This window comes from Pseudomonas sp. LBUM1663 (assembly GCF_059695905.1).
In genome coordinates, this window is the sequence record NZ_CP166792.1 from 1,789,420 (window position 1) to 1,811,327 (window position 21,908).

Consider the following 21,908-nt stretch of genomic DNA (forward strand, 5'->3'; position numbering starts at 1 on the left):
GACCATGAGCCAAGGTATTGAATTTAATCGGTTGATGCTGGATATGCGTTCCATGCAAATGGATGCCATGTCTGCGCCTAAATCGACTGCCGCAGTTCCTGAACTGGGTGGCAGCAGCTTTTCCGACATGCTCGGTCAGGCTGTCAATAAAGTGAACGACACCCAGCAGGCGTCCAGTCAGTTGGCCAGTGCCTTCGAGATTGGCAAAAGTGGCGTCGACCTGACGGATGTAATGATTTCCTCGCAGAAGGCCAGCGTGTCTTTTCAAGCGTTGACCCAAGTGCGCAACAAGCTGGTTCAGGCATACCAAGACATCATGCAGATGCCGGTTTAAGGACGAATTGAGTCATGGCAGAAGCAGTCGCTGATAACGTTCCGGCCAAGGCCACCCCGATAGACGGCAAACCGCCGCTGTTCGGCTTGTCCTTCCTGGAAAACCTCTCCGAGATGACCATGTTGCGTCAGGTGGGCCTGTTGGTCGGCCTGGCTGCGAGCGTGGCGATTGGTTTTGCCGTGGTGTTGTGGTCGCAGCAGCCGGACTACCGGCCTCTGTACGGCAGCCTCGCCGGTATGGACGCCAAGCAGGTCATGGATACCCTGGCCGCCGCCGATATTCCCTACACCGTTGAACCCAACTCCGGTGCCTTGCTGGTCAAGGCCGATGACCTGTCCCGTGCGCGGCTCAAGCTCGCGGGCGCTGGTGTCACTCCCAGCGATGGCAACATCGGTTTTGAAATCCTCGACAAGGACCAGGGCCTGGGGACCAGCCAGTTCATGGAAGCGACCCGTTATCGTCGCGGCCTCGAAGGTGAGCTGGCCCGGACCATTTCCAGCTTGAACAACGTCAAGGGTGCCCGTGTGCACCTGGCGATTCCGAAAAGCTCGGTGTTCGTGCGCGACGAACGCAAGCCAAGCGCTTCGGTGCTGGTTGAACTGTATTCCGGTCGCTCGCTGGAGCCGGGTCAGGTGGTGGCGATCATCAACCTGGTCGCGACCAGCGTTCCGGAGCTCAGCAAGTCCCAGATCACCGTGGTCGACCAGAAGGGCAACCTGCTGTCGGATCAGGCGGAAAACTCCGAACTGACCATGGCCGGCAAGCAATTCGACTACAGCCGTCGCATGGAAACCATGCTGACCCAGCGCGTGCACAACATCCTGCAACCGGTGTTGGGCAACGACCGCTATAAAGCCGAAGTCTCGGCTGACGTGGACTTCAGCGCTGTCGAGTCGACCTCCGAGCAGTTCAACCCGGATCAACCGGCGTTGCGCAGCGAGCAGTCGGTCAACGAACAACGCACTGCCAGCAATGGCCCGCAAGGTGTGCCGGGTGCCCTGAGCAACCAACCGCCATCGCCAGCCTCCGCGCCGCAGACCACCGGTGGCAGCACCGCGGCAGCCGGCATGGTTCAGCCAGGCCAGCCGTTGATCGATGCCAACGGGCAACAAATCATGGACCCGGCCACCGGTCAGCCGATGCTGGCGCCGTACCCGGCGGACAAGCGTCAACAATCCACCAAGAACTTCGAACTCGACCGTTCGATCAGCCACACCAAGCAACAGCAGGGTCGTTTGAATCGCCTGTCGGTGTCGGTGGTGGTGGATGATCAGGTCAAGGTCAACGCCGCCAATGGCGAAACCACGCGTGCGCCGTGGAGCGCCGATGAATTGGCGCGCTTCACTCGCCTGGTGCAGGATGCGGTCGGTTTCGACGCGAGCCGTGGTGACAGCGTCAGCGTGATCAACATGCCGTTCTCCGCCGAGCGCGGTGAAGTGATTGCCGATATTCCGTTCTACTCCCAGCCTTGGTTCTGGGACATCGTCAAGCAAGTGCTGGGTGTGTTGTTCATCCTGGTGCTGGTGTTCGGTGTGCTGCGTCCGGTGCTCAACAACATCACCGGTGGTGGCAAAGGCAAGCAGTTGGCCGGTATCGGCAGCGACGTGGAACTCGGTGGGATGGGCGGCCTGGACGGCGAACTGGCCAACGACCGCGTCAGCCTCGGTGGTCCGCAAAGCATCCTGCTGCCGAGCCCGAGCGAAGGCTATGACGCACAGTTGAATGCAATCAAGAGTCTGGTGGCAGAAGATCCGGGTCGCGTGGCCCAGGTCGTGAAAGAGTGGATTAACGCAGATGAGTGATAACCGAGCCGTTGCCGCCAAACTGACCAAGGTCGACAAAGCCGCGATTCTGCTGCTGTCCCTGGGTTCGACCGATGCTGCCCAAGTGTTGCGCCACATGGGGCCCAAAGAGGTCCAGCGCGTCGGCGTGGCCATGGCGCAGATGGGCAACGTCCATCGCGAGCAGGTCGAGCAGGTGATGAGCGAGTTCGTCGACATCGTCGGCGACCAGACCAGTCTGGGCGTCGGCTCCGACGACTACGTGCGCAAAATGCTCACCCAGGCACTGGGCGAGGACAAGGCCAACGGCCTGATCGATCGCATCCTGCTGGGCGGCAACACCAGCGGCCTCGACAGCCTGAAGTGGATGGAACCGCGCGCCGTCGCCGACGTGATCCGTTACGAGCACCCACAGATCCAGGCAATCGTGGTCGCGTACCTCGACCCGGATCAGGCCGGCGAAGTGCTCGGCAACTTCGACCACAAGGTGCGTCTGGACATCATTCTGCGGGTCTCCTCGCTGAACACTGTGCAGCCAGCCGCCCTGAAAGAACTCAACCAGATTCTCGAGAAGCAGTTCTCCGGCAACTCGAATGCCTCGCGCACCACCCTGGGTGGTATCAAGCGCGCGGCCGACATCATGAACTTCCTCGACAGCTCGATCGAAGGTCAGCTGATGGACTCGATCCGCGAAGTCGACGAAGACCTGTCCGGTCAGATCGAAGACCTCATGTTCGTGTTCAACAACCTGTCCGATGTCGACGACCGCGGGATTCAGGCGTTGTTGCGCGAAGTGTCCTCCGACGTGCTGGTGCTGGCCCTCAAGGGTTCGGACGAAGGCGTCAAGGAAAAGATCTTCAAGAACATGTCCAAACGAGCGGCCGAACTGTTGCGCGACGACCTCGAGGCCAAAGGCCCGGTGCGCGTCAGCGACGTGGAAACCGCGCAGAAAGAAATCCTCACCATTGCCCGCCGTATGGCCGAAGCCGGAGAAATCGTTCTCGGCGGGAAGGGCGGCGAAGAGATGATCTAAGGTCACTATGTCGTCCAAACATGATGAGTCCCAGACCGACCTTATCCGAGGCAAGGCCGTCGCCGGTTTCGACGTCTGGGCGTTGCCCAGTTTCGATCCGTTTGTACCGGAGCCCGAGCCGGAGCCCGAGCCTGAACCGCCGGAAATGGAAGAAGTGCCGCTGGATGAAGTCCAGCCACTAACCCTCGAAGAGCTCGAAAGCATCCGTCAGGAGGCTTACAACGAAGGCTTCGCCATCGGCGAGAAAGAAGGCTTCCACAGCGCCACACTCAAGGTCCGTCAGGAAGCCGAAGCCGTACTGACGCCGAAAGTTGCGGGCCTGGAGCAGCTGATGGCCAACCTGTTCGAGCCTATTGCCGAGCAGGACACCCAGATCGAGAAATCCCTGGTCGACCTCGTGCAGCACATCACCAAACAGGTGATTCAGCGCGAACTGGCCATCGACTCGACGCAAATCGAACACGTCATGCGTGAAGCCCTCAAGCTCTTGCCGCTGGGCGTGGGTAATGTGCGGCTGTACATCAATCCGCAGGATTTCGAACAGGTCAAAGCCCTGCGCGAGCGCCATGAAGAAACCTGGCGCATCGTCGAAGACGAATCCCTGCTGCCCGGCGGTTGCCGGGTCGAGACCGAACACAGTCGCATCGACGCCACCGTTGAAACCCGCGTCGCCCAAGTCATGGCCAAGCTGTTCGATCAGTTGCATGACCAGGCCTTGCACCCGGCTGCGCCGGATCTGAGCCTGGAGCTGCCGGTCGACGAAAAGCCTGCGGTCGCTGCGGTCGAGCCGACACTGGACGAACCTGATGCGCCTTGATCGCACCAGCTTCGCCAAGCGCCTCGGCAGCTACGCCGAGGTCACTACGCTGGCGGGAGCTCCGATCCTTGAAGGCCGTCTGCTGCGCATGGTCGGTCTGACCCTCGAAGCCGAAGGTTTGCGTGCCGCCATGGGCAGCCGCTGCATGGTCATCAACGACGACAGTTATCAACCGGTGCAGGTCGAAGCCGAAGTCATGGGCTTCTCCGGCAGCAAGGTGTTCCTGATGCCGGTCGGCAGCGTCGCCGGCATTGCGCCCGGTGCCCGAGTGGTTCCTATGGCAGACACTGGCCGCTTGCCGATGGGCATGAGCATGCTCGGGCGGGTGCTGGACGGCGCCGGCCGTGCGCTGGACGGCAAGGGCGGCATGAAGGCCGAAGACTGGGTGCCGATGGACGGCCCGACCATCAACCCGCTCAAGCGCGAACCGATCAGTGAGCCGCTGGACGTGGGCATCCGCACCATCAACGGTTTGTTGACGGTCGGTCGCGGTCAGCGTCTTGGGTTGTTCGCCGGTACCGGCGTCGGTAAATCCGTGCTGCTGGGCATGATGACCCGCTTCACCGAGGCCGACATTATCGTGGTCGGGCTGATCGGTGAACGGGGTCGTGAAGTTAAAGAATTCATCGAGCACATCCTCGGTGAAGAAGGGCTCAAGCGTTCGGTGGTCGTCGCCTCGCCTGCGGACGATGCGCCACTGATGCGTCTGCGCGCTGCGATGTACTGCACGCGAATCGCCGAGTATTTCCGCGACAAGGGCAAGAACGTCCTGTTGCTCATGGATTCGCTGACCCGTTTCGCCCAGGCCCAGCGGGAAATCGCCCTGGCCATTGGCGAGCCGCCCGCGACCAAGGGTTATCCGCCGTCGGTGTTCGCCAAGTTGCCGAAACTGGTGGAGCGGGCCGGTAACGCCGAGAAGGGCGGCGGTTCGATCACCGCGTTCTATACCGTATTGTCCGAAGGCGATGACCAGCAGGACCCGATTGCCGACTCGGCGCGAGGCGTGCTCGACGGGCACATCGTACTGTCCCGGCGCCTGGCGGAAGAAGGTCATTACCCGGCCATCGATATCGAAGCCTCTATCAGCCGGGTCATGCCGTCGGTGGTCAGCCCCGAGCACATGGCGCGGGCGCAGATGTTCAAGCAGTACTGGTCGCGCTATCAGCAGAGCCGCGACTTGATCAGCGTCGGTGCCTACGTGCCGGGGGGGGATCGCGAAACCGATGTTGCGATTTCCCTTCAGCCAGCCATGACCACTTACCTGCGCCAGGGCTTGAACGACAACATCGGCATGGGCGCCAGCGAAAACCATCTCGCCTCGATCTTCGCCCCGGCAGCGGGCGGCTAACCGGCCATGGCCCTGAGCCGCGCGGCACGCCTGGCACCCGTGGTGGAAATGGCCGAAAAGGCCGAAAAAACCGCGGTCATGCGCCTTGGGCACTTCCAGGGCCAGGTTCGTGTGGCGGAAAGCAAGCTCGCCGACCTCGAAAACTTCCGCCTCGAATACCAGGAGCAATGGATCGTGCGCGGCAGTACGGGCGTTTCCGGCCAGTGGTTACTCGGCTATCAAGGCTTTCTGGCGCAACTGGGCACTGCCATCGATCAGCAGCGCCAAAGCCTGAACTGGCACCAGAACAACCTGAACAAGGCGCGCGATTCCTGGCAGCAGGCGTTTGCCCGGGTCGAAGGCTTGCGCAAACTTGTACAGCGCTACATGGACGAGGCGCGGAAGTTGGAAGACAAGCGCGAGCAGAAGCTGCTGGATGAGTTGTCCCAGCGGTTGCCGCGGCATGATCCGTATTGAATCAGTTGGATCGCGTTATCGTTCTTCGCGGGCAAGCCTCGCTCCTACAGGTTATGCGTCCACATTACTCGCAAACGACACAAAACCTGTAGGAGCGAGGCCTGCCCGCGAAGGCGATTTCACAGGCTGTACAGCTTTTCCCACCTTGCTCCCGCCCCCGCCAAGTGCTAAACCTTGTACACGTAAGTTCCCCCATGACAAGGAAGCCGTTAAAAAATGTCAGTCCATACAGAAACATCCCAGGAAGGGAAAAAGCTGACGATCTCGATCAAGGGACGATTCGATTTCGCCAAGCATCAGGAGTTTCGTGAATCCTACGAAAATCTTCAGCCAAAACCCGAGTCCTTCGAGGTGGATTTGAAGGACGCCACCTACCTCGACAGTTCCGCACTCGGCATGCTCTTGCTGTTGCGTGATCACGCCGGCGGCGAGAATGCCGAAATCACGTTGACCAACGCCAACGCCGACGTGCGCAAGATTCTCGCCATCTCCAACTTTGAACAAATCTTCGACGTTGCATGACCGCCATGCAACCGTCGCTTGAACCGCTGACCATCCTCATCGCCGAAGACAGCGCGGCCGATCGCATGCTGCTGTCCAGTATCGTCCGTCGTCAGGGCCACCAGGTATTGACGGCCGCCAACGGTGCCGAAGCCGTCGAAGCGTTTCGCGAGCAGCGGCCACACCTGGTGTTGATGGACGCCATGATGCCGGTGATGGACGGTTTCGAGGCCGCACAACAGATCAAGGCGCTGGCCGGGGAAACCCTGGTGCCAATCATCTTCCTGACCTCGCTGACCGAAAGCGAGGCCTTGGCCCGTTGCCTGGAGGCCGGTGGCGACGACTTTCTGGCAAAGCCCTACAACCAGGTGATCCTCGCCGCCAAGATCAAGGCCATGGATCGCCTGCGTCGGTTGCAAGCCACGGTGCTGCAGCAGCGTGACCTGATCGCCAAACATCATGACTACTTGCTCAACGAGCAGCGTGTGGCCAAGGCCGTGTTCGACAAGGTGGCGCATTCGGGCTGCCTGAGTGCGCCGAACATCCGCTACCTGCAATCGCCTTATGCGCTGTTCAACGGCGATCTGCTGCTGGCGGCGTTCACCCCGGCTGGCGACATGCATGTACTGCTGGGTGATTTCACCGGCCACGGTCTACCGGCCGCGGTGGGCGCCATGCCGCTGGCTGAAGTCTTCTACGGCATGACCGCCAAGGGTTACGGCCTGGCTGAAACCCTGCGCGAGATGAACGCTAAGCTCAAGCGCATCCTGCCGGTGGACATGTTCTGCTGCGCCACCTTGCTGTGTCTGAGCTTTCAACGACGTTCGGTGGAAGTCTGGAACGGCGGAATGCCGGACGGTTACTTGCACAGCATCGCCAGCGGTAAACGCACACCGCTGACGGCGCGGCACTTGCCACTGGGCGTGCTCAGCCCGCAAACCTTCAATGACCGCACTGAGGTATTTCCGATGGCCGTTGGCGATCGGGTGTTTCTGCTCTCCGACGGGGTCATCGATACCTGCGATGCCAACGAACAGTTGTTTGGTGTGGAGCGGTTGCAGCGGGTGTTTGCGGCCAATCGCCAGCCAGACGCGCTGTTCGAAGAGATCGAGCAGGCTTTGCGGGATTTTCGTGGCGAGGCTCGGGATGACGTGAGCATGGTCGAGGTCAGTCTGCTGGATGCGGCGCAACTGAGCCCGCCGGCACCGGTGTATTCCGACAGCGGCCAGTCCTGTCCGCTGGACTGGTCGGTGAGTTTCGAGTTTCGCGCCGCGACCCTCAAACGTTTCAATCCGCTGCCGTACCTTTTGCAATTGTTGCTTGAGGTCCACGGCCTGCGGGCTCAGAGTGGCGCGCTCTACAGTGTGTTGGCAGAGCTTTATTCCAATGCCCTTGAGCACGGCGTGCTGGGCCTGGATTCAAGCCTCAAACGCGATGCTTCGGGGTTCGCGCGCTATTATCAAGCGCGCAATGAGCGGCTGGAGGCGCTGCAAGACGGCTATGTGCGGGTGCATTTGCAGGTCGTGCCGACGGGCAAGGGCGGCAGCCTTATTGTGCGGATCGAAGACAGTGGCAAGGGTTTCGATGTGGCGCGGGTGATGGAGCGCCCCGTCGATGGCGGCCGTCTGTCGGGGCGCGGTGTGAGTCTGGTCCGCCAATTGAGCCGTAGCTCGAGCTGGTCCGACGATGGTCGTAGTGCTCGCGTGGAGTTTTTCTGGGAGGCTCTGGCATAATTCACCCATTCTTGATCAAGGAGTGAGCAAGTGGCTGACAAACATCTGGACCGCGACGTGCTGAGTGCGTTGCAGGAAGTCATGGAGGATGAGTATCCGACGTTGTTGGATACTTTCATCGCCGACTCCGAAGAGCGCTTGCGCATTTTGCGAAAGGCTAACGATGCCGCGCAACTCATGAACGCTGCCCATAGTTTCAAGGGTAGCAGCAGCAATATGGGCGCCGTTCGTCTCGCCGAGCTGTGCAATGAACTTGAGCAGCGTGCCAGGCAAAAAAGCCTCGCCGGTATTGAAAAACTGGTCGGAGAAATCGACGGCGAATTCGCCATTATTCGCCCTTTGTATGAAGCGGAGCGACAGCGCTCTCTGGCTGACTGACGCAACCGTCCGGCGCTTTTAACCTCTATCGAGCCAACCTGGCTCGACCTTTGCAATCAACTCACTCAACTGTACCTACGATCCCAGTGCAGCGGAGACCGTTTTATGCCCGTTACCCCCAATTCGCTAATGCAGGCCGCCGCGACGGCCAAGACTCAAGTCGCCTCCGCCAATACCCCGGCGCCGGCCGCTGAGCCAGGGGACAAGGCGTCCAGCTTCGCTGATGTTTACGCCGATCAAACCCAGAACAAGCCTTCTGTGGTCGCTGATAAATCGGCTGTACCCGCAACCGAAAATGCCTCGCAAGACCCCGGCAAAACGGATGTCAGCGGTGAGAAGCCTGCCGCCCCGGAACTGTTGGTTGCCGATAGCGGCAATTCCTTGCCCGCCGATAAACCGGCGCCGACCGATGACACAGTTGCCAGCGACGAGCAGCCCGAGACCGCTGAAGCGCCGGTGGCCGATACGGCGCCTGTTGATCCGAGCTTCGACCCGGCGCTTGATCCAGCGTTGATGCAGGCGGTACAGCCGATGGTAACCGTGCCGGTCGTGCAAACCGCTGCGCCAGTTGTCACGACCACACAGCCACAGGCTGAAACGCCGGTTGCCACCGCCGTCGTGGCCGCGTCTGCGCCAGCGGCGACTGCCATCGATAGCGATTTCGATCCCGAAGCTGATCCGCTCGACGCATTGCCCGCCGTGCGCATGGCCATGGAGCAGAGCGGCCACGTATCCGCCAGCAGCCAGGCCCAGCCAAAAGCCACGTCTGCCCAGACCCAGGCTGATGGTGAGCTGACGTCGGCGCAGAACTTTGCCGCCGGCATGGCCAGCATGCTCGACGTACACACCGACAAGGACAGCACCAGTCAGGGCGGCGAGAAAGCCTTCAGCGGTCTGATTGATGGTGGGCTCAAGGATTTGACGTCCGCCAGCAGCGATACCCGTGTCGATGACTTCGCCAACCGTCTGGCGGCACTGACTCAGGCGGCCACCCCGAAAACCGCCAATGCCTTGCCGGTCAACCAGCCGATCGCCATGCATCAGAGCGGCTGGACCGAGGAAGTGGTCAACCGCGTCATGTACCTGTCCAGCGCCAACCTCAAGGCGGCCGATATCCAGTTGCAACCGGCTGAACTGGGGCGTCTCGATATCCGGGTGAACATGGTTCCCGACCAGCAGACCCAGGTCACCTTCATGAGCGCCCATCCAAGCGTTCGCGAGGCGCTGGACAGTCAGATGCATCGCCTGCGTGACATGTTTTCGCAGCAGGGCATGGGCCAGGTCGACGTCAATGTGTCCGACCAGTCTCGTGGCTGGCAAGGTCAGGGCCAGAATCAGGCTCAGCAGGGGCAGGGCGGTCGGACCAGCGCCAATGGCGGTCGTCTTGACGCCATGGATGAAGAGGTTGCGCCAACAGTCGCCGATGTGGCGGCAACCGCTACCAGCCTGATCGGCTCCAGCGCCGTCGACTACTACGCCTGATCACACTTCTCCTGTAGGAGCGAGGCTTGCCCGCGAAGAGCGATGACGCGGTCTGGCTGATAAACCGCGGCGCCTGTTTCGCGGGCAAGCCTCGCTCCTACAATTGATAGCCATTCGCTGTCTCCCATACCTCCTCGACACTTCTGGCATAACACTTGCTCTTGCCTTGCCGTGCGACTGTGAAAACCCGAATAGTGACGGATTATTGGCATGGCGAAGAGCGACGCAGTAGTAAAAGACCCCGCAACCAAAGGCAAGGTCAAGCTGATCATTGTGATCGTGGTGGCCCTGTTGCTGGCGGTCGGCATGTCCGTGGGGGCGACCTGGTTCTTCATGCACAGCGCCCAAAGCAAGCCTGCCGCCGCTGAAACCGCTGTGGTCGGCAAGCAGCCAGCGATTTTCGAGCCCATGGCTCCGGCCTTCGTGGCCAACTACAACGTGAACGGTCGCCAGCGCTACATGCAGGTGAGCATCACCCTGCAAGGCCGCAATCAGGTTGATCTGGAGGCGCTCAAAGTGCACATGCCGGTGATCCGCAACAACCTGGTCATGCTGTTCTCCGGACAGGACTTCGCCACGCTGGCGACCCCGGTCGGCCAGGAGATGTTGCGTCAGAAGGCCACGGCCAGCGTCCAGGAAGTGGCGCAGAAAGAACTCGGCAAAGTGGTTATCGAACAGCTGCTTTTTACTAATTTCGTACTGCAGTAGGAACACGACATGGCCGTGCAGGACCTGCTGTCCCAGGATGAGATCGATGCGCTGTTGCATGGCGTCGACGATGGTCTGGTACAGACCGATAACGTTGCTGAACCCGGCAGCGTCAAAAGCTACGACCTGACCAGCCAGGATCGCATCGTCCGCGGACGCATGCCGACGCTGGAAATGATCAACGAGCGTTTCGCCCGCTACACCCGCATCAGCATGTTCAACATGCTGCGCCGTTCGGCGGACGTTGCCGTCGGTGGTGTGCAGGTGATGAAGTTCGGCGAGTACGTGCACTCGCTGTACGTGCCGACCAGCCTCAACCTGGTCAAGATCAAGCCGTTGCGCGGCACCGCGCTGTTCATCCTCGACGCCAAACTGGTGTTCAAGCTGGTGGACAACTTCTTCGGCGGCGACGGCCGTCACGCGAAGATCGAAGGGCGTGAATTCACCCCGACCGAACTGCGTGTGGTGCGCATGGTGCTGGAGCAGGCCTTCATCGATTTGAAGGAAGCCTGGCAGGCGATCATGGAAGTGAACTTCGAGTACATCAACTCGGAAGTGAACCCGGCCATGGCCAACATCGTCGGCCCGAGCGAAGCGGTGGTGGTGTCCACTTTCCACATCGAACTCGATGGTGGTGGCGGCGACCTGCACGTGACCATGCCGTACTCGATGATCGAGCCGGTGCGCGAAATGCTCGATGCCGGCTTCCAGTCGGATCTGGACGATCAGGACGAGCGCTGGGTCAACGCCCTGCGCCAGGACGTGCTGGACGTGGACGTGCCGATCGGTGCCACGGTTGCCCGTCGCCAGTTGCGTTTGCGCGACATCCTGCACATGCAGCCGGGGGATGTGATCCCGGTCGAGATGCCGGAAGAAATGATCATGCGCGCCAACGGCGTGCCGGCCTTCAAGGTCAAGATGGGCTCGCATAAAGGCAACCTCGCGTTGCAAGTGATCGAGCCGATCGAGCGCCGCTGACCGGCGCTCCAACCCCCTATTAATTGGCTGCTCTTGATTGAGCAGTTGCCCGCCGAGGACAAATGATGAACGACGATATGAACGCCCAGGACGACCAGGCACTGGCTGACGAATGGGCTGCCGCCCTGGAAGAAACCGGTGATGCCGGCCAGGACGACATCGACGCCTTGCTGGCCGCCGACGCCGCCAGTTCGCCGTCCAACCGTCTGCCGATGGAAGAGTTCGGCAGCGTGCCAAAGAGCCACGACCCGGTCACCCTGGAGGGTCCGAACCTCGACGTGATCCTCGACATTCCGGTGTCGATTTCCATGGAAGTGGGCAGCACCGACATCAACATCCGCAACCTGCTGCAACTCAACCAGGGTTCGGTGATCGAGCTGGACCGCCTGGCCGGTGAGCCGCTGGACGTGCTGGTCAACGGCACCCTGATCGCCCACGGCGAAGTGGTTGTGGTCAACGAGAAGTTCGGCATCCGCCTGACCGACGTGATCAGCCCAAGCGAACGCATCAAGAAGCTGCGCTAAGTGAAAAAGGTTCTGGGGCTTCTGCTTGCGTTGCCGTTCAGTGTTCTGGCAGCCGAACCTGTGGCCACGGCTGCAACGGCCGCTGCTGCACCGGCCAGTAGCGGTGTGGCCGGGCAATTGACGCAGTTGGTATTCGGCTTGCTGCTGGTGCTGGGGTTGATCTTTTTCCTCGCTTGGCTGCTGCGCCGGGTCCAGCAGGCCGGGCCGGCCGGCAAGGGGCAGGTGATCGAGATTGTCGGTTCCCGTGCCTTGGGGCCCCGCGACCGTCTGATGCTGGTGCAAGTCGGCAACGAGCAGATCCTGCTTGGCCTGAGCCCCGGCACGATCACCGCACTGCATGTGCTTAAAGAGCCGATTGAAGTGCCGACCACCACCGAGAAAGCGACCCCGGAGTTTGCCCAGCATCTGTTGAAGATACTTGGCAAGGATCAGAAGGATAAGAAGTAATGGGTGCGTTACGCATCGTCTTGACGCTGGCCCTGATGCTGGTCGCGCCGCTGGCGTTCGCCGCCGATCCGTTGTCGATCCCGGCGATCACCCTGGGCACCAACGCCAATGGCGCTCAGGAATACTCGGTCAGCCTGCAAATTCTGCTGATCATGACCGCGCTGAGTTTCATCCCGGCGTTTGTCATGCTGATGACCAGTTTCACCCGGATCATCATTGTGTTCTCGATCCTGCGTCAGGCCCTGGGCCTGCAGCAGACGCCGTCGAACCAGATTCTTACCGGCATGGCGCTGTTCCTGACCCTGTTCATCATGGCGCCGGTGTTTGACCGGGTGAATCAGGACGCCTTGCAGCCGTATCTGGCGGAAAAACTCACCGCTCAGGATGCCGTGGCCAAGGCCCAGGTGCCGATCAAGGACTTCATGCTGGCGCAGACGCGCAGCAGCGATCTCGAGTTGTTCATGCGCCTCTCCAAGCGCACGGACATCGCTTCGCCGGATCAGGCGCCGCTGACCATTCTGGTGCCGGCCTTCGTCACCTCCGAGCTTAAAACCGCGTTCCAGATCGGCTTCATGATCTTCATTCCGTTCCTGATCATCGACCTGGTCGTGGCCAGTGTGCTGATGGCCATGGGTATGATGATGCTCTCGCCACTGATCATTTCCCTGCCGTTCAAGATCATGCTGTTCGTGCTGGTGGATGGCTGGGCGTTGATCATCGGTACCCTGGCGAGCAGCTTCGGCGGTGTGTCGCCATGACGCCGGAAGTGGCGGTAGACATCTTCCGCGAAGCGCTGTGGCTGACCACGATGATGGTGGCTGTGCTGGTGATTCCGAGTCTGCTGGTAGGCTTGCTGGTGGCGATGTTCCAGGCCGCCACGCAGATCAACGAACAGACCTTGAGCTTCCTGCCGCGCTTGCTGGTCATGCTGGTGACGCTGATTGTCGCCGGCCCGTGGATGGTGCAGACGTTCATGGAATACATCCTGCAGCTGTACGGCAGTATTCCTCAGGTCATCGGCTAAACCATGCCGTCGCTGCTGCAGCTGACCGATACCCAGATCAGTACCTGGGTGGCGACGTTCATGTTGCCGTTGTTTCGCATCGGCGCCTTGCTGATGGTCATGCCGGTGTTTGGCACGTCCCTGGTGCCCACGCGCGTGCGCCTGTACTTCGCCCTGGCGATCACGGTGGTGATTGCGCCGGGCCTGCCGCCGATGCCGCCGATCAATGCGCTGGATCTGAGTGCGCTGCTGCTGATCGCCGAGCAGATTCTCATCGGCGCGTTGCTGGGTTTCTCCTTGCAACTGTTCTTCCAGGCGTTCGTGGTGGCGGGGCAGATCGTCTCCATTCAGATGGGCATGGGCTTCGCGTCTATGGTCGACCCCACCAACGGTGTCTCGGTGGCGGTGATCGGGCAGTTCTTCACCATGCTGGTGACGCTGCTGTTCCTGTCCATGAATGGCCATCTGGTGGTCTTCGAAGTCCTGACCGAAAGCTTTACCACGATGCCGGTGGGCAGCGGCTTGATGGTTAACCATTTCTGGGAGCTGGCCGGCAAGCTTGGCTGGGTTTTGGGGGCCGCACTGTTGCTGGTGCTGCCAGCGGTCACCGCATTGCTGGTGGTCAACATTGCGTTCGGCGTGATGACTCGGGCCGCGCCGCAACTGAACATCTTTTCCATCGGTTTCCCGCTGACCCTGGTACTCGGGCTGTTCATCGTCTGGGTCGGGCTGGCGGACATCATCAATCAGTATCAACCGCTCGCCACCGAGGCCTTGCAGTTGTTACGCGAACTGGCACGGGCGCGCTGAGTCATGGCTGAGAGCGAAAGCGGTCAGGACAAAACAGAAGACCCCACGGAGAAACGTAAAAAGGACTCTCGGGACAAGGGCGAGATTGCGCGCTCCAAGGAGCTCAACACCCTGGCGGTCATGCTCGCCGGCGCTGGCGGGTTGTTGATTTTCGGTGGAGCGCTGGCGCAGGACCTGATGGAACTGATGCGCATGAACTTCACGCTGTCGCGGGAAGTGATTCTGGATCAGCGCAACATGGGCACCTTCCTGCTGCACTCGGGGCAGATCGCCCTGGTGGCGATTCAGCCGGTGATGATCACCTTGTTGCTGGCCGCGTTGATCGGCCCGATTTCCCTCGGTGGCTGGCTGTTCGCGGCAGGCTCCCTTGCGCCGAAATTCAGTCGCATGAATCCCGGTGCGGGGCTCAAGCGAATGTTCTCGGCCAAGGCGCTGGTCGAACTGCTCAAGGCTCTGGCAAAGTTTTTCATCGTGCTGTTCGTGGCGCTGGCGGTCTTGTCTTCCGACATCGACGACCTGATGCGCATTGCCCACGAACCCTTGGACATGGCGATCATTCACAGCCTGCAAGTGGTCGGCTGGAGCACGTTGTGGATGGCCTGCGGGCTGATCATCATCGCCGCCGTCGACGTGCCGGTGCAGCTGTGGGAAAGCCACAAGAAACTGCTGATGACCAAGCAGGAAGTGCGCGACGAACACAAGGATCAGGAAGGGCGTCCTGAGGTCAAGCAGCGCATTCGCCAGTTGCAGCGCGAGATGTCCCAGCGCCGGATGATGGCGGCCATTCCCGAAGCCGACGTGGTCATCACCAACCCGACGCACTACGCCGTCGCCCTCAAGTACGACCCCGACAAGGGCAGTGCGCCGGTGTTGCTGGCCAAGGGCAGCGACTTCCTCGCCTTGAAGATTCGTGAAATCGCCGTGGCCAACAACGTGCTGTTGCTCGAATCGCCGGCCTTGGCGCGTTCGATCTACTACTCCACCGAGCTGGAGCAGGAAATCCCCGGTGGGTTGTACCTGGCGGTCGCCCAGGTACTGGCCTACGTCTACCAGATCCGCCAGTACCGCGCGGGCAAGGGCAAGCGTCCGGATCCGCTGAAAGACAACTTGCCGATCCCGCCGGATTTGCGGCGTGATTCTTGAGTTTTTTGCTGGAAAGTCCGGTTTCGTCACGAGCAAGTTCAAGCGCGGTTTTGTGGAGGTCGCGCTTGCCTGCAAGTCACCGGTTTTACGCCAGGCTATACGAACGTCATTTGTTTGCTGAATCGAGTCCAGCTCCCGAGTGCAAGAATCTCAAACGTCACTATGACTGTTTCCCGGACCGTGTTTACCACGTCAAAAGTGCAATCCCAACTTGGCCGGTAGAGTGGAATATTCGCTACCTGAGCTGAGTATGCCGGCAGGCGAGCACTGCCAGATACTTGGACTCTGAGGGTGATTGGTTGATTGAGTGCCGAAGTGTCATAGGTGACTCGGTTGGGTGATACGCCGTTAGCTGTAGCTCCTGAAGATACGTTGGCTCTCACACTTGCCGAACCCGATGAGGCATCTGCTGGAAAGGATGCTGAAAAAATCATTGAGCCCGTGGCGCTTGGTCCGGTGCCATAGGAGGCCGTCAAGCTGACCGTCTGTGCCGTCGTGTTGGAGACCGGTTGTATTGATTGTCCTTGCGAGTCCAGATTGATGACAATCTCATTGGAGGCATTGTTGAATCGCGCATTACCCGAGAGCTTGGCGTTGACTTGTCTATTGGGTTCTCCAGTTATCGTGGCGGAGTTCGTCGCGCGAGTGTGGGGCCAGTCAGACGGCAGAGCCTGTCCTGCCAATCCACCCGAAGAAATATTGATTAGAGGTGCCGGCAGTACTTGTTCTCCTATGCGCACTCTTAACACCTTCGAAAACATAAACCGCTGCCCACTTCCAGATTTGTAAACGCTGTAATTGATCAGGGCGTCGATGCCTCGATTTACTTCGAGCCAGTTCGACGGGAGCGTGAAGGTCGGAGTGACGCCGGTCTGCACATCCCGCTCGTCGCTGTCCCATGTGGTTTTGCCGGTAGCGCGTATGCGAACGGTGTATCCGGTCACCATGCCCACGTATCTGACGCTGAGGGTTTTTTGATCTGTCGACAGGGTTGGTGCCAGTAAATCGAACTCGTAGGGGTCGATATACAGCTGCAGAGTTCTGGAAGGAATCAGCGGGGTGCCCGGTGCGGTACGCACGGTGTAGTAGACCTTGACCGTGTGGCCGATGGCATCGATTACTTCAATGCGTGGGATCGGGATATTAATCACCCCCGGTGTACCAACGGTCACCACCCCTGAATGATAGGTATGCCGAGGATTCTCCCAGGTCATGCGAACCGTATGGCCCCGAGCCATGCCGGTGTAATAAGGGACTTGAGCGGTGATGAAATCACGGTGGTAAACGCTGTCGAAGTCGAGCCGATCGCCTGCGGCGCCATAGGCTTCGAGTACTTTGGGAGGTGCAGGATCGATTACGGAAGTGATCGAATTCATGAGGTTTCTCTCCGGTCGGGCGTATTGCTCTGTTAGTCATCAGCTTTATCTAGCGTCTGAAGCGCTATGCCCGGCTACTGTCAGATCTGACAGTGGCGACGAGCGGTGGGTTCGAGCCGTCCGCGCTGCCTGTAAGTTCTGACAGTAGACAGTCAGTTCCCTCTCGCGCTGTCATGCCCGTGGGACTTCTCCCGATCAATGTCCTTGCAGTGGTGGTTCCGGTCATTCGACTGGAGCGCCAGGGATTGATGTTTGCGTCAGTTTTAGAGGGAATAATCATGACAAAACGTCTATATCGGAAACTGCAGGTATGGATCTGAAATTTGTTTCGGGTGTTCTGAAGGATAAACCGGCAGAAAGCGCTATCGGTTATTCGGTCACGTTCAGAATGCCGCTGGATTTCACGCACTTTGTGCAGGTGGCCAATGCCTATATACCTGAATATTTAAACTTTCAGGACAATGCCATCAGGCCCGTGTTGGACGGGTTCGCCAACCATGACAGCTTCAACTATCTCGCAGGCTCGGCCGGAAATATTCATAGCGCAGAGGCGCTGTGCCGCATCTTTGATGATCCAAAATATTACAACGATCAGTGGTCAAACGGAGGCTTGGAGCGACGTTATTACAAACCTGAATTCTCATTTGTCGATGGGGAACTTCAAGTGGTCGCAACGCAGGATTTTCGTCATTCGAAAAAGCGCGAGCTCCTGGTGAGTGATTTGCCTGTCATCACATTTCAATGGGCGTTGGACCTGATGCTGCGCGACGTGGCGGTGAATCCCGCGCGCCGGGGACAGTAGTGATGCTTGGCTATGCCCATGAGGAATTGGTGGAGGCGGAGGGATCACTGATGAATCGAGGTACACGGTACATGGTTGGCAGGACGCTTGATTTTGGTGACATCCTTGAAGAGCAGATTCTGACGGCGGAGTAATGGGTGCGTGACTCTTTTGTGCCTGGCTCCCCTGACTTGGCTCCTTCTATTTCGAACCTCGGTAGCCGCCCGGCATCCGCACAGGCTTCAAAAGTTTGCTTTAAAGAATCTGGCAAACTGGCGGATCGCCCTCGGCAACGCTGGTGGGAGACAACAAAGGGAGGCGCTACTCGATCGTCGCCAATGAAGTGGGGCGGGTTCGACAGCTTCAGGGTTGAGTTAGAAAGGCCAACCTGCAGTTTAAACCGCAGTTTGAGTAGGTTTTAGCCTTGGCTGAGACTGGACTGGCTAATGACTGTCCCCCCTTTGCCTTAAAGGGAGGCAAGCCTGATTCCAGTGTCTTTCCAGTCGAGAGTGCCGTGATCAACTTTCACTGCGATTGCAGTCAGTGGCGCGGGAGTGCTGTTCATGGGGTTATTCCTGTCGCTGCGAATGGTCTTTCATTGAAGGTCAATGCGCGGCACGCGGCTACTGTCAGAACTAACAGGTACGAGCGCTTTTTCGATCAGTGGTCACACAGGTTGTGCCTGCAATCCACCGCGTATTCCCCGCTCCGGCAAAAGTTGGAAGGTTTCTTGCAGTAGCCGCCCTGCGCCTCTTTCAGGCGTCAAAAGTTTGCTTTAAAGGAACGGGGAAAACCGTGGATCGCTCTCAGTTATTCAACACTGCACGCACAAACGTTGCCGACTTGAGTCGGGGCAACCTGGGTGTGCCGTTGTTGCTGCTGGTCATGCTGGCCATGATGATGCTGCCGGTGCCGCCGTTTCTGCTGGACGTGTTTTTCACGTTCAACATTGCGCTGTCCATCGTCGTGCTGTTGGTGTGCGTGTACGCGTTGCGGCCGCTGGATTTTGCGGTGTTCCCGACCATTCTGCTGGTGGCGACGCTGTTGCGACTGGCGCTGAACGTGGCCTCCACGCGAGTGGTGATGCTCCACGGTCAGGACGGTCATGCCGCCGCCGGTAAGGTGATCCAGGCCTTCGGCGAGGTGGTGATCGGCGGTAACTACGTGGTCGGTATCGTCGTCTTCGCGATTTTGATGATCATCAACTTCGTCGTGGTGACCAAAGGTGCCGGGCGGATTTCCGAGGTGAGCGCACGTTTCACCCTCGATGCGATGCCCGGCAAACAAATGGCGATCGACGCCGACTTGAACGCCGGCCTGATCGACCAGAATCAGGCCAAACTGCGCCGCATGGAAGTCGCCCAGGAAGCCGAGTTCTACGGCTCCATGGACGGTGCCAGCAAATTCGTGCGCGGTGACGCCATCGCCGGCCTGCTGATTCTGTTCATCAACCTGATCGGCGGTATGGCGGTCGGTATCTTCCAGCACGGCATGACCTTTGGTGATGCCGGCCGGGTGTACGCCTTGCTGACCATCGGTGACGGTTTGGTGGCGCAATTGCCATCACTGCTGTTGTCGACAGCGGCGGCAATCATGGTGACCCGTGCTTCCGGTTCGGAAGACATGGGCAAGCAGATCAATCGCCAGATGTTCGCCTCGCCGAAAGCGTTGGCCGTGGCGGCGGGTTTGATGGCAGTGATGGGCCTGGTGCCCGGCATGCCGCACTTCTCCTTTCTGACCATGGCCGCACTGGCGGCCGGTGGCGCATACCTGTTCTGGAAGAAGCAGAACGTGGTCAAGGTTCAGGCCCTGCAGGAGGTCAAGCGTCAACAGGAGCTGCTGCCATCGCCGGCTCGCGCCATGGAAACCAAGGAGCTGGGCTGGGACGACGTGACGCCGATCGACATGATCGGGCTGGAAGTCGGCTATCGCCTGATTCCGCTGGTGGATCGCAACCAGGGTGGTCAGTTGCTGGCGCGGATCAAGGGCGTGCGCAAGAAGCTGTCCCAGGACCTGGGCTTCCTGATGCCGACTGTGCACATTCGTGACAACCTCGACCTGGCGCCGAGTGCTTACCGCCTGACCCTGATGGGCGTGATCCTGGCCGAAGCCGAGATTTACCCGGATCGCGAACTGGCGATCAACCCGGGGCAGGTCTACGGCACGCTCAACGGCATAACCGCCAAAGATCCGGCTTTTGGCCTTGAGGCGGTCTGGATCGAAATCAGCCAGCGTGCCCAGGCACAATCGCTGGGTTACACCGTGGTCGACGCCAGTACGGTCGTGGCAACGCACTTGAACCAGATTCTGTACAAGCACTCCAGCGAACTGATCGGTCACGAAGAAGTCCAGCAACTCATGCAATTGCTGGCCAAAAGCTCGCCCAAGCTGGCTGAAGAGCTGGTGCCGGGTGTGGTCTCGCTGTCGCAGCTGCTCAAGGTGCTTCAAGCGTTGTTGGCCGAACAGGTGCCGGTGCGGGACATTCGCAGCATCGCCGAGGCCATCGCCAACAATGCTGCCAAGAGTCAAGATACTGCCGCTTTGGTGGCCGCGGTGCGCGTCGGCGTATCCCGCGCAATCGTCCAAAGCATTGTAGGGACTGACTCCGAGCTACCAGTTATCACTCTGGAGCCAAGGTTGGAACAAATATTGCTCAATAGTCTTCAGAAGGCAGGACAAGGCTCGGAAGAGGGTGTTCTGCTGGAGCCAAGCATGGCTGAGAAACTGCAACGCTCGTTGATCGATGCGGCGCAGCGTCAGGAAATGCAAGGTCAACCGGTGATTCTGCTGGTAGCCGGTCCGGTTCGCGCAATGCTTTCGCGATTCGGCCGACTGGCAGTCCCGGGTTTGCATGTGTTGGCTTACCAGGAAATTCCTGACAACAAGCAAGTGACCATCGTTGCGACAGTAGGGCCCAACGGCTGAGGTAGTGGTTTATGCAAGTTAAGCGTTTTTTCGCCGCCGATATGCGTCAGGCCATGAAACTGGTTCGTGATGAGCTGGGCGCTGATGCCGCCATTATTGGCAATCGCCGGATCGCCGGTGGTGTCGAGCTGACGGCTGCCCTGGATTACAAATTGTCGGCGCTGGCCCCCCGTGTTCCGAACATGGAACTCGAGGATGAGCTGCGCAAGACCCAGTCGCGGATCGTCACCGCCCAGGCCGAATTGAGCCTGCGTGGCGACGGCGAAACCGAAGGCGACAAGACCACCAATCGCCAATTGTTCGCCGGCCTGCCGTTGACCGCCGCCGAGCCGCTGATCGAGCCGACGTATGCCGAACCTCGTCGCTCGGCACCAGCCCCGGCACCTGCCGCTGGCGGCGTCGATCCACGGGCGTTCGATTCGATGCGTTTCGAACTCAACAGCCTGCGCGAATTGATGGAAGTACAACTCGGCTCCCTGGCCTGGAATCAGCTGCAAGGCAGCCGTCCAGCCCAGGCCAATCTTTGGCGTCGCCTGCAACGCATCGGCCTGTCCGGTCCGTTGTCCCGCGACTTGCTGGCGATGATTGCCGACATTGACGAACCCCGTCAGGCCTGGCGCATGTTGCTGGCGCACCTGGCGCGGATGATTGCCACACCGGAAGTCGAGCCACTGGAAGAGGGCGGCGTGATTGCCATGGTCGGCCCTGCCGGCATGGGCAAGACCACCACCCTGGCCAAGCTCGCGGCCCGCTACGTGCTTAAATACGGCGCGCAAAACATCGCGCTGGTGAGCATGGACAGCTACCGTATCGGTGCTCAGGAACAATTGAAGACCCTGGGCCGGATTCTCAACGTGTCGGTAACCCACGTCGATCCGGGCCAATCGCTGGTGCAGGCGCTGGAGCCGTTGCTGCGCAAACGCGTTGTGCTGATCGATACCGCCGGCCTCCAGGCCAGCGACCCGGCCCTGCGCATGCAGCTCGAAAGCCTGGCCGGACGTGGCATCAAGTCAAAAAATTATCTGGTTTTGGCAACCACCAGCCAGAAACAGGTTCTAACTGCCGCTTATCACAGTTACAAGCGCTGCGGGCTCGCTGGCTGCATCCTGACTAAACTGGATGAAACGGCAAGTCTGGGCGAGGTGTTGAGCCTGGCGATCAGTCATGAATTGCCGGTGGCCTACCTGACCGATGGCCCGCGTATTCCGGATGATTTACATCTGCCGCGTCGTCATCAGTTGGTCAGTCGCGCCGTAAGCGTTCAAATGCAAGAAGAACCCAGCGAAGAAGCCATGGCTGACATGTTCGCTGATATCTACCACAGCCCGACCAAGCAGGTTGGCTGAGGTA

22 protein-coding genes are annotated in these 21,908 nt (G+C 59.7%); 21 read left to right on the top strand and 1 reads right to left on the bottom strand.

The window, feature by feature from the left end; all coding sequences use genetic code 11:
- The first annotated feature begins 4 nt into the window (after positions 1-4).
- From fliE to flhB, 18 genes are all read left to right on the top strand, one after another.
- Positions 5-334 carry a flagellar hook-basal body complex protein FliE gene (gene fliE / locus ACA075_RS08005; protein ID WP_010456962.1) on the top strand — a complete coding sequence of 110 codons (330 nt, stop codon included), beginning with the start codon at positions 5-7 and terminating at the stop codon, positions 332-334.
- A gap of 14 nt (positions 335-348) precedes the next feature.
- Positions 349-2,136: a flagellar basal-body MS-ring/collar protein FliF gene (gene fliF / locus ACA075_RS08010; protein ID WP_219095685.1), complete on the top strand. Its 1,788-nt coding sequence runs from the start codon at positions 349-351 to the stop codon at positions 2,134-2,136.
- Positions 2,129-3,148 carry a flagellar motor switch protein FliG gene (gene fliG, locus ACA075_RS08015; RefSeq protein ID WP_007894195.1) on the top strand — a complete coding sequence of 340 codons (1,020 nt, stop codon included), beginning with the start codon at positions 2,129-2,131 and terminating at the stop codon, positions 3,146-3,148. The genes fliF and fliG overlap by 8 nt, the downstream gene beginning before the upstream one ends.
- Positions 3,149-3,155: 7 nt before the next feature.
- Entirely contained in the window at positions 3,156-3,965 is an 810-nt protein-coding gene (gene fliH / locus ACA075_RS08020) for a flagellar assembly protein FliH (RefSeq protein WP_497298022.1), read from the top strand.
- Positions 3,955-5,313, top strand: a complete 1,359-nt coding sequence (gene fliI, locus ACA075_RS08025) for a flagellar protein export ATPase FliI (protein ID WP_077748627.1) — start codon at positions 3,955-3,957, stop codon at positions 5,311-5,313. Before fliH ends, fliI begins: the two co-directional genes overlap by 11 nt.
- Before the next feature lie 6 nt (positions 5,314-5,319).
- Entirely contained in the window at positions 5,320-5,769 is a 450-nt protein-coding gene (gene fliJ, locus ACA075_RS08030) for a flagellar export protein FliJ (RefSeq protein ID WP_403099448.1), read from the top strand.
- A 216-nt stretch (positions 5,770-5,985) separates the two neighbouring features.
- Complete coding sequence (locus ACA075_RS08035) at positions 5,986-6,291, top strand: STAS domain-containing protein (protein WP_219095681.1); 306 nt, start codon at positions 5,986-5,988, stop codon at positions 6,289-6,291.
- A 5-nt stretch (positions 6,292-6,296) separates the two neighbouring features.
- Complete coding sequence (locus ACA075_RS08040; RefSeq protein WP_497299212.1) at positions 6,297-8,003, top strand: ATP-binding SpoIIE family protein phosphatase; 1,707 nt, start codon at positions 6,297-6,299, stop codon at positions 8,001-8,003.
- 30 nt (positions 8,004-8,033) lie between these two features.
- A complete protein-coding gene (locus ACA075_RS08045; protein ID WP_497298023.1) occupies positions 8,034-8,381 on the top strand; it encodes an Hpt domain-containing protein in 348 nt (115 codons plus the stop codon).
- 105 nt (positions 8,382-8,486) lie between these two features.
- Positions 8,487-9,863, top strand: a complete 1,377-nt coding sequence (locus ACA075_RS08050) for a flagellar hook-length control protein FliK (RefSeq protein ID WP_497298024.1) — start codon at positions 8,487-8,489, stop codon at positions 9,861-9,863.
- A 210-nt stretch (positions 9,864-10,073) separates the two neighbouring features.
- The gene (fliL, locus tag ACA075_RS08055) at positions 10,074-10,571 is read left to right on the top strand and encodes a flagellar basal body-associated protein FliL (RefSeq protein WP_403099460.1); all 498 of its coding nucleotides are present in this window, start codon (positions 10,074-10,076) and stop codon (positions 10,569-10,571) included.
- Positions 10,572-10,580: 9 nt separating this feature from the next.
- Positions 10,581-11,549, top strand: coding sequence for a flagellar motor switch protein FliM (gene fliM, locus ACA075_RS08060; RefSeq protein WP_219095679.1), 969 nt, complete (start codon positions 10,581-10,583; stop codon positions 11,547-11,549).
- 65 nt (positions 11,550-11,614) lie between these two features.
- A complete protein-coding gene (fliN, locus tag ACA075_RS08065) occupies positions 11,615-12,073 on the top strand; it encodes a flagellar motor switch protein FliN (protein WP_497299213.1) in 459 nt (152 codons plus the stop codon).
- Positions 12,074-12,520: a flagellar biosynthetic protein FliO gene (gene fliO / locus ACA075_RS08070; RefSeq protein ID WP_497298025.1), complete on the top strand. Its 447-nt coding sequence runs from the start codon at positions 12,074-12,076 to the stop codon at positions 12,518-12,520.
- Positions 12,520-13,278 (top strand): flagellar type III secretion system pore protein FliP, encoded by a 759-nt coding sequence (gene fliP, locus ACA075_RS08075; RefSeq protein WP_010456947.1) that lies wholly within the window; start codon positions 12,520-12,522, stop codon positions 13,276-13,278. The genes fliO and fliP overlap by 1 nt, the downstream gene beginning before the upstream one ends.
- Positions 13,275-13,544: a flagellar biosynthesis protein FliQ gene (gene fliQ / locus ACA075_RS08080; protein ID WP_219095676.1), complete on the top strand. Its 270-nt coding sequence runs from the start codon at positions 13,275-13,277 to the stop codon at positions 13,542-13,544. Before fliP ends, fliQ begins: the two co-directional genes overlap by 4 nt.
- A gap of 3 nt (positions 13,545-13,547) precedes the next feature.
- The gene (gene fliR / locus ACA075_RS08085; protein WP_219095675.1) at positions 13,548-14,333 is read left to right on the top strand and encodes a flagellar biosynthetic protein FliR; all 786 of its coding nucleotides are present in this window, start codon (positions 13,548-13,550) and stop codon (positions 14,331-14,333) included.
- Positions 14,334-14,336: 3 nt separating this feature from the next.
- Entirely contained in the window at positions 14,337-15,476 is a 1,140-nt protein-coding gene (gene flhB, locus ACA075_RS08090) for a flagellar biosynthesis protein FlhB (protein WP_219095674.1), read from the top strand.
- Positions 15,477-15,571: 95 nt separating this feature from the next.
- Here the strand turns inward: flhB and ACA075_RS08095 are convergent, their stop codons facing one another.
- On the bottom strand, positions 15,572-16,852 hold the full coding sequence (locus ACA075_RS08095) for an Ig-like domain-containing protein (protein WP_497298026.1): 1,281 nt from the start codon (positions 16,850-16,852) through the stop codon (positions 15,572-15,574).
- Between the two features lie 310 nt (positions 16,853-17,162).
- On the opposite strand from ACA075_RS08095, the gene ACA075_RS08100 reads away from it, so the two are divergent.
- From ACA075_RS08100 to flhF, 3 genes are all read left to right on the top strand, one after another.
- Entirely contained in the window at positions 17,163-17,654 is a 492-nt protein-coding gene (locus tag ACA075_RS08100; protein WP_497298027.1) for a hypothetical protein, read from the top strand.
- A gap of 774 nt (positions 17,655-18,428) precedes the next feature.
- Positions 18,429-20,558: a flagellar biosynthesis protein FlhA gene (flhA, locus tag ACA075_RS08105; protein ID WP_438662298.1), complete on the top strand. Its 2,130-nt coding sequence runs from the start codon at positions 18,429-18,431 to the stop codon at positions 20,556-20,558.
- Positions 20,559-20,569: 11 nt separating this feature from the next.
- The gene (gene flhF / locus ACA075_RS08110) at positions 20,570-21,904 is read left to right on the top strand and encodes a flagellar biosynthesis GTPase FlhF (protein WP_497298028.1); all 1,335 of its coding nucleotides are present in this window, start codon (positions 20,570-20,572) and stop codon (positions 21,902-21,904) included.
- The last annotated feature ends 4 nt before the right edge of the window (positions 21,905-21,908 follow it).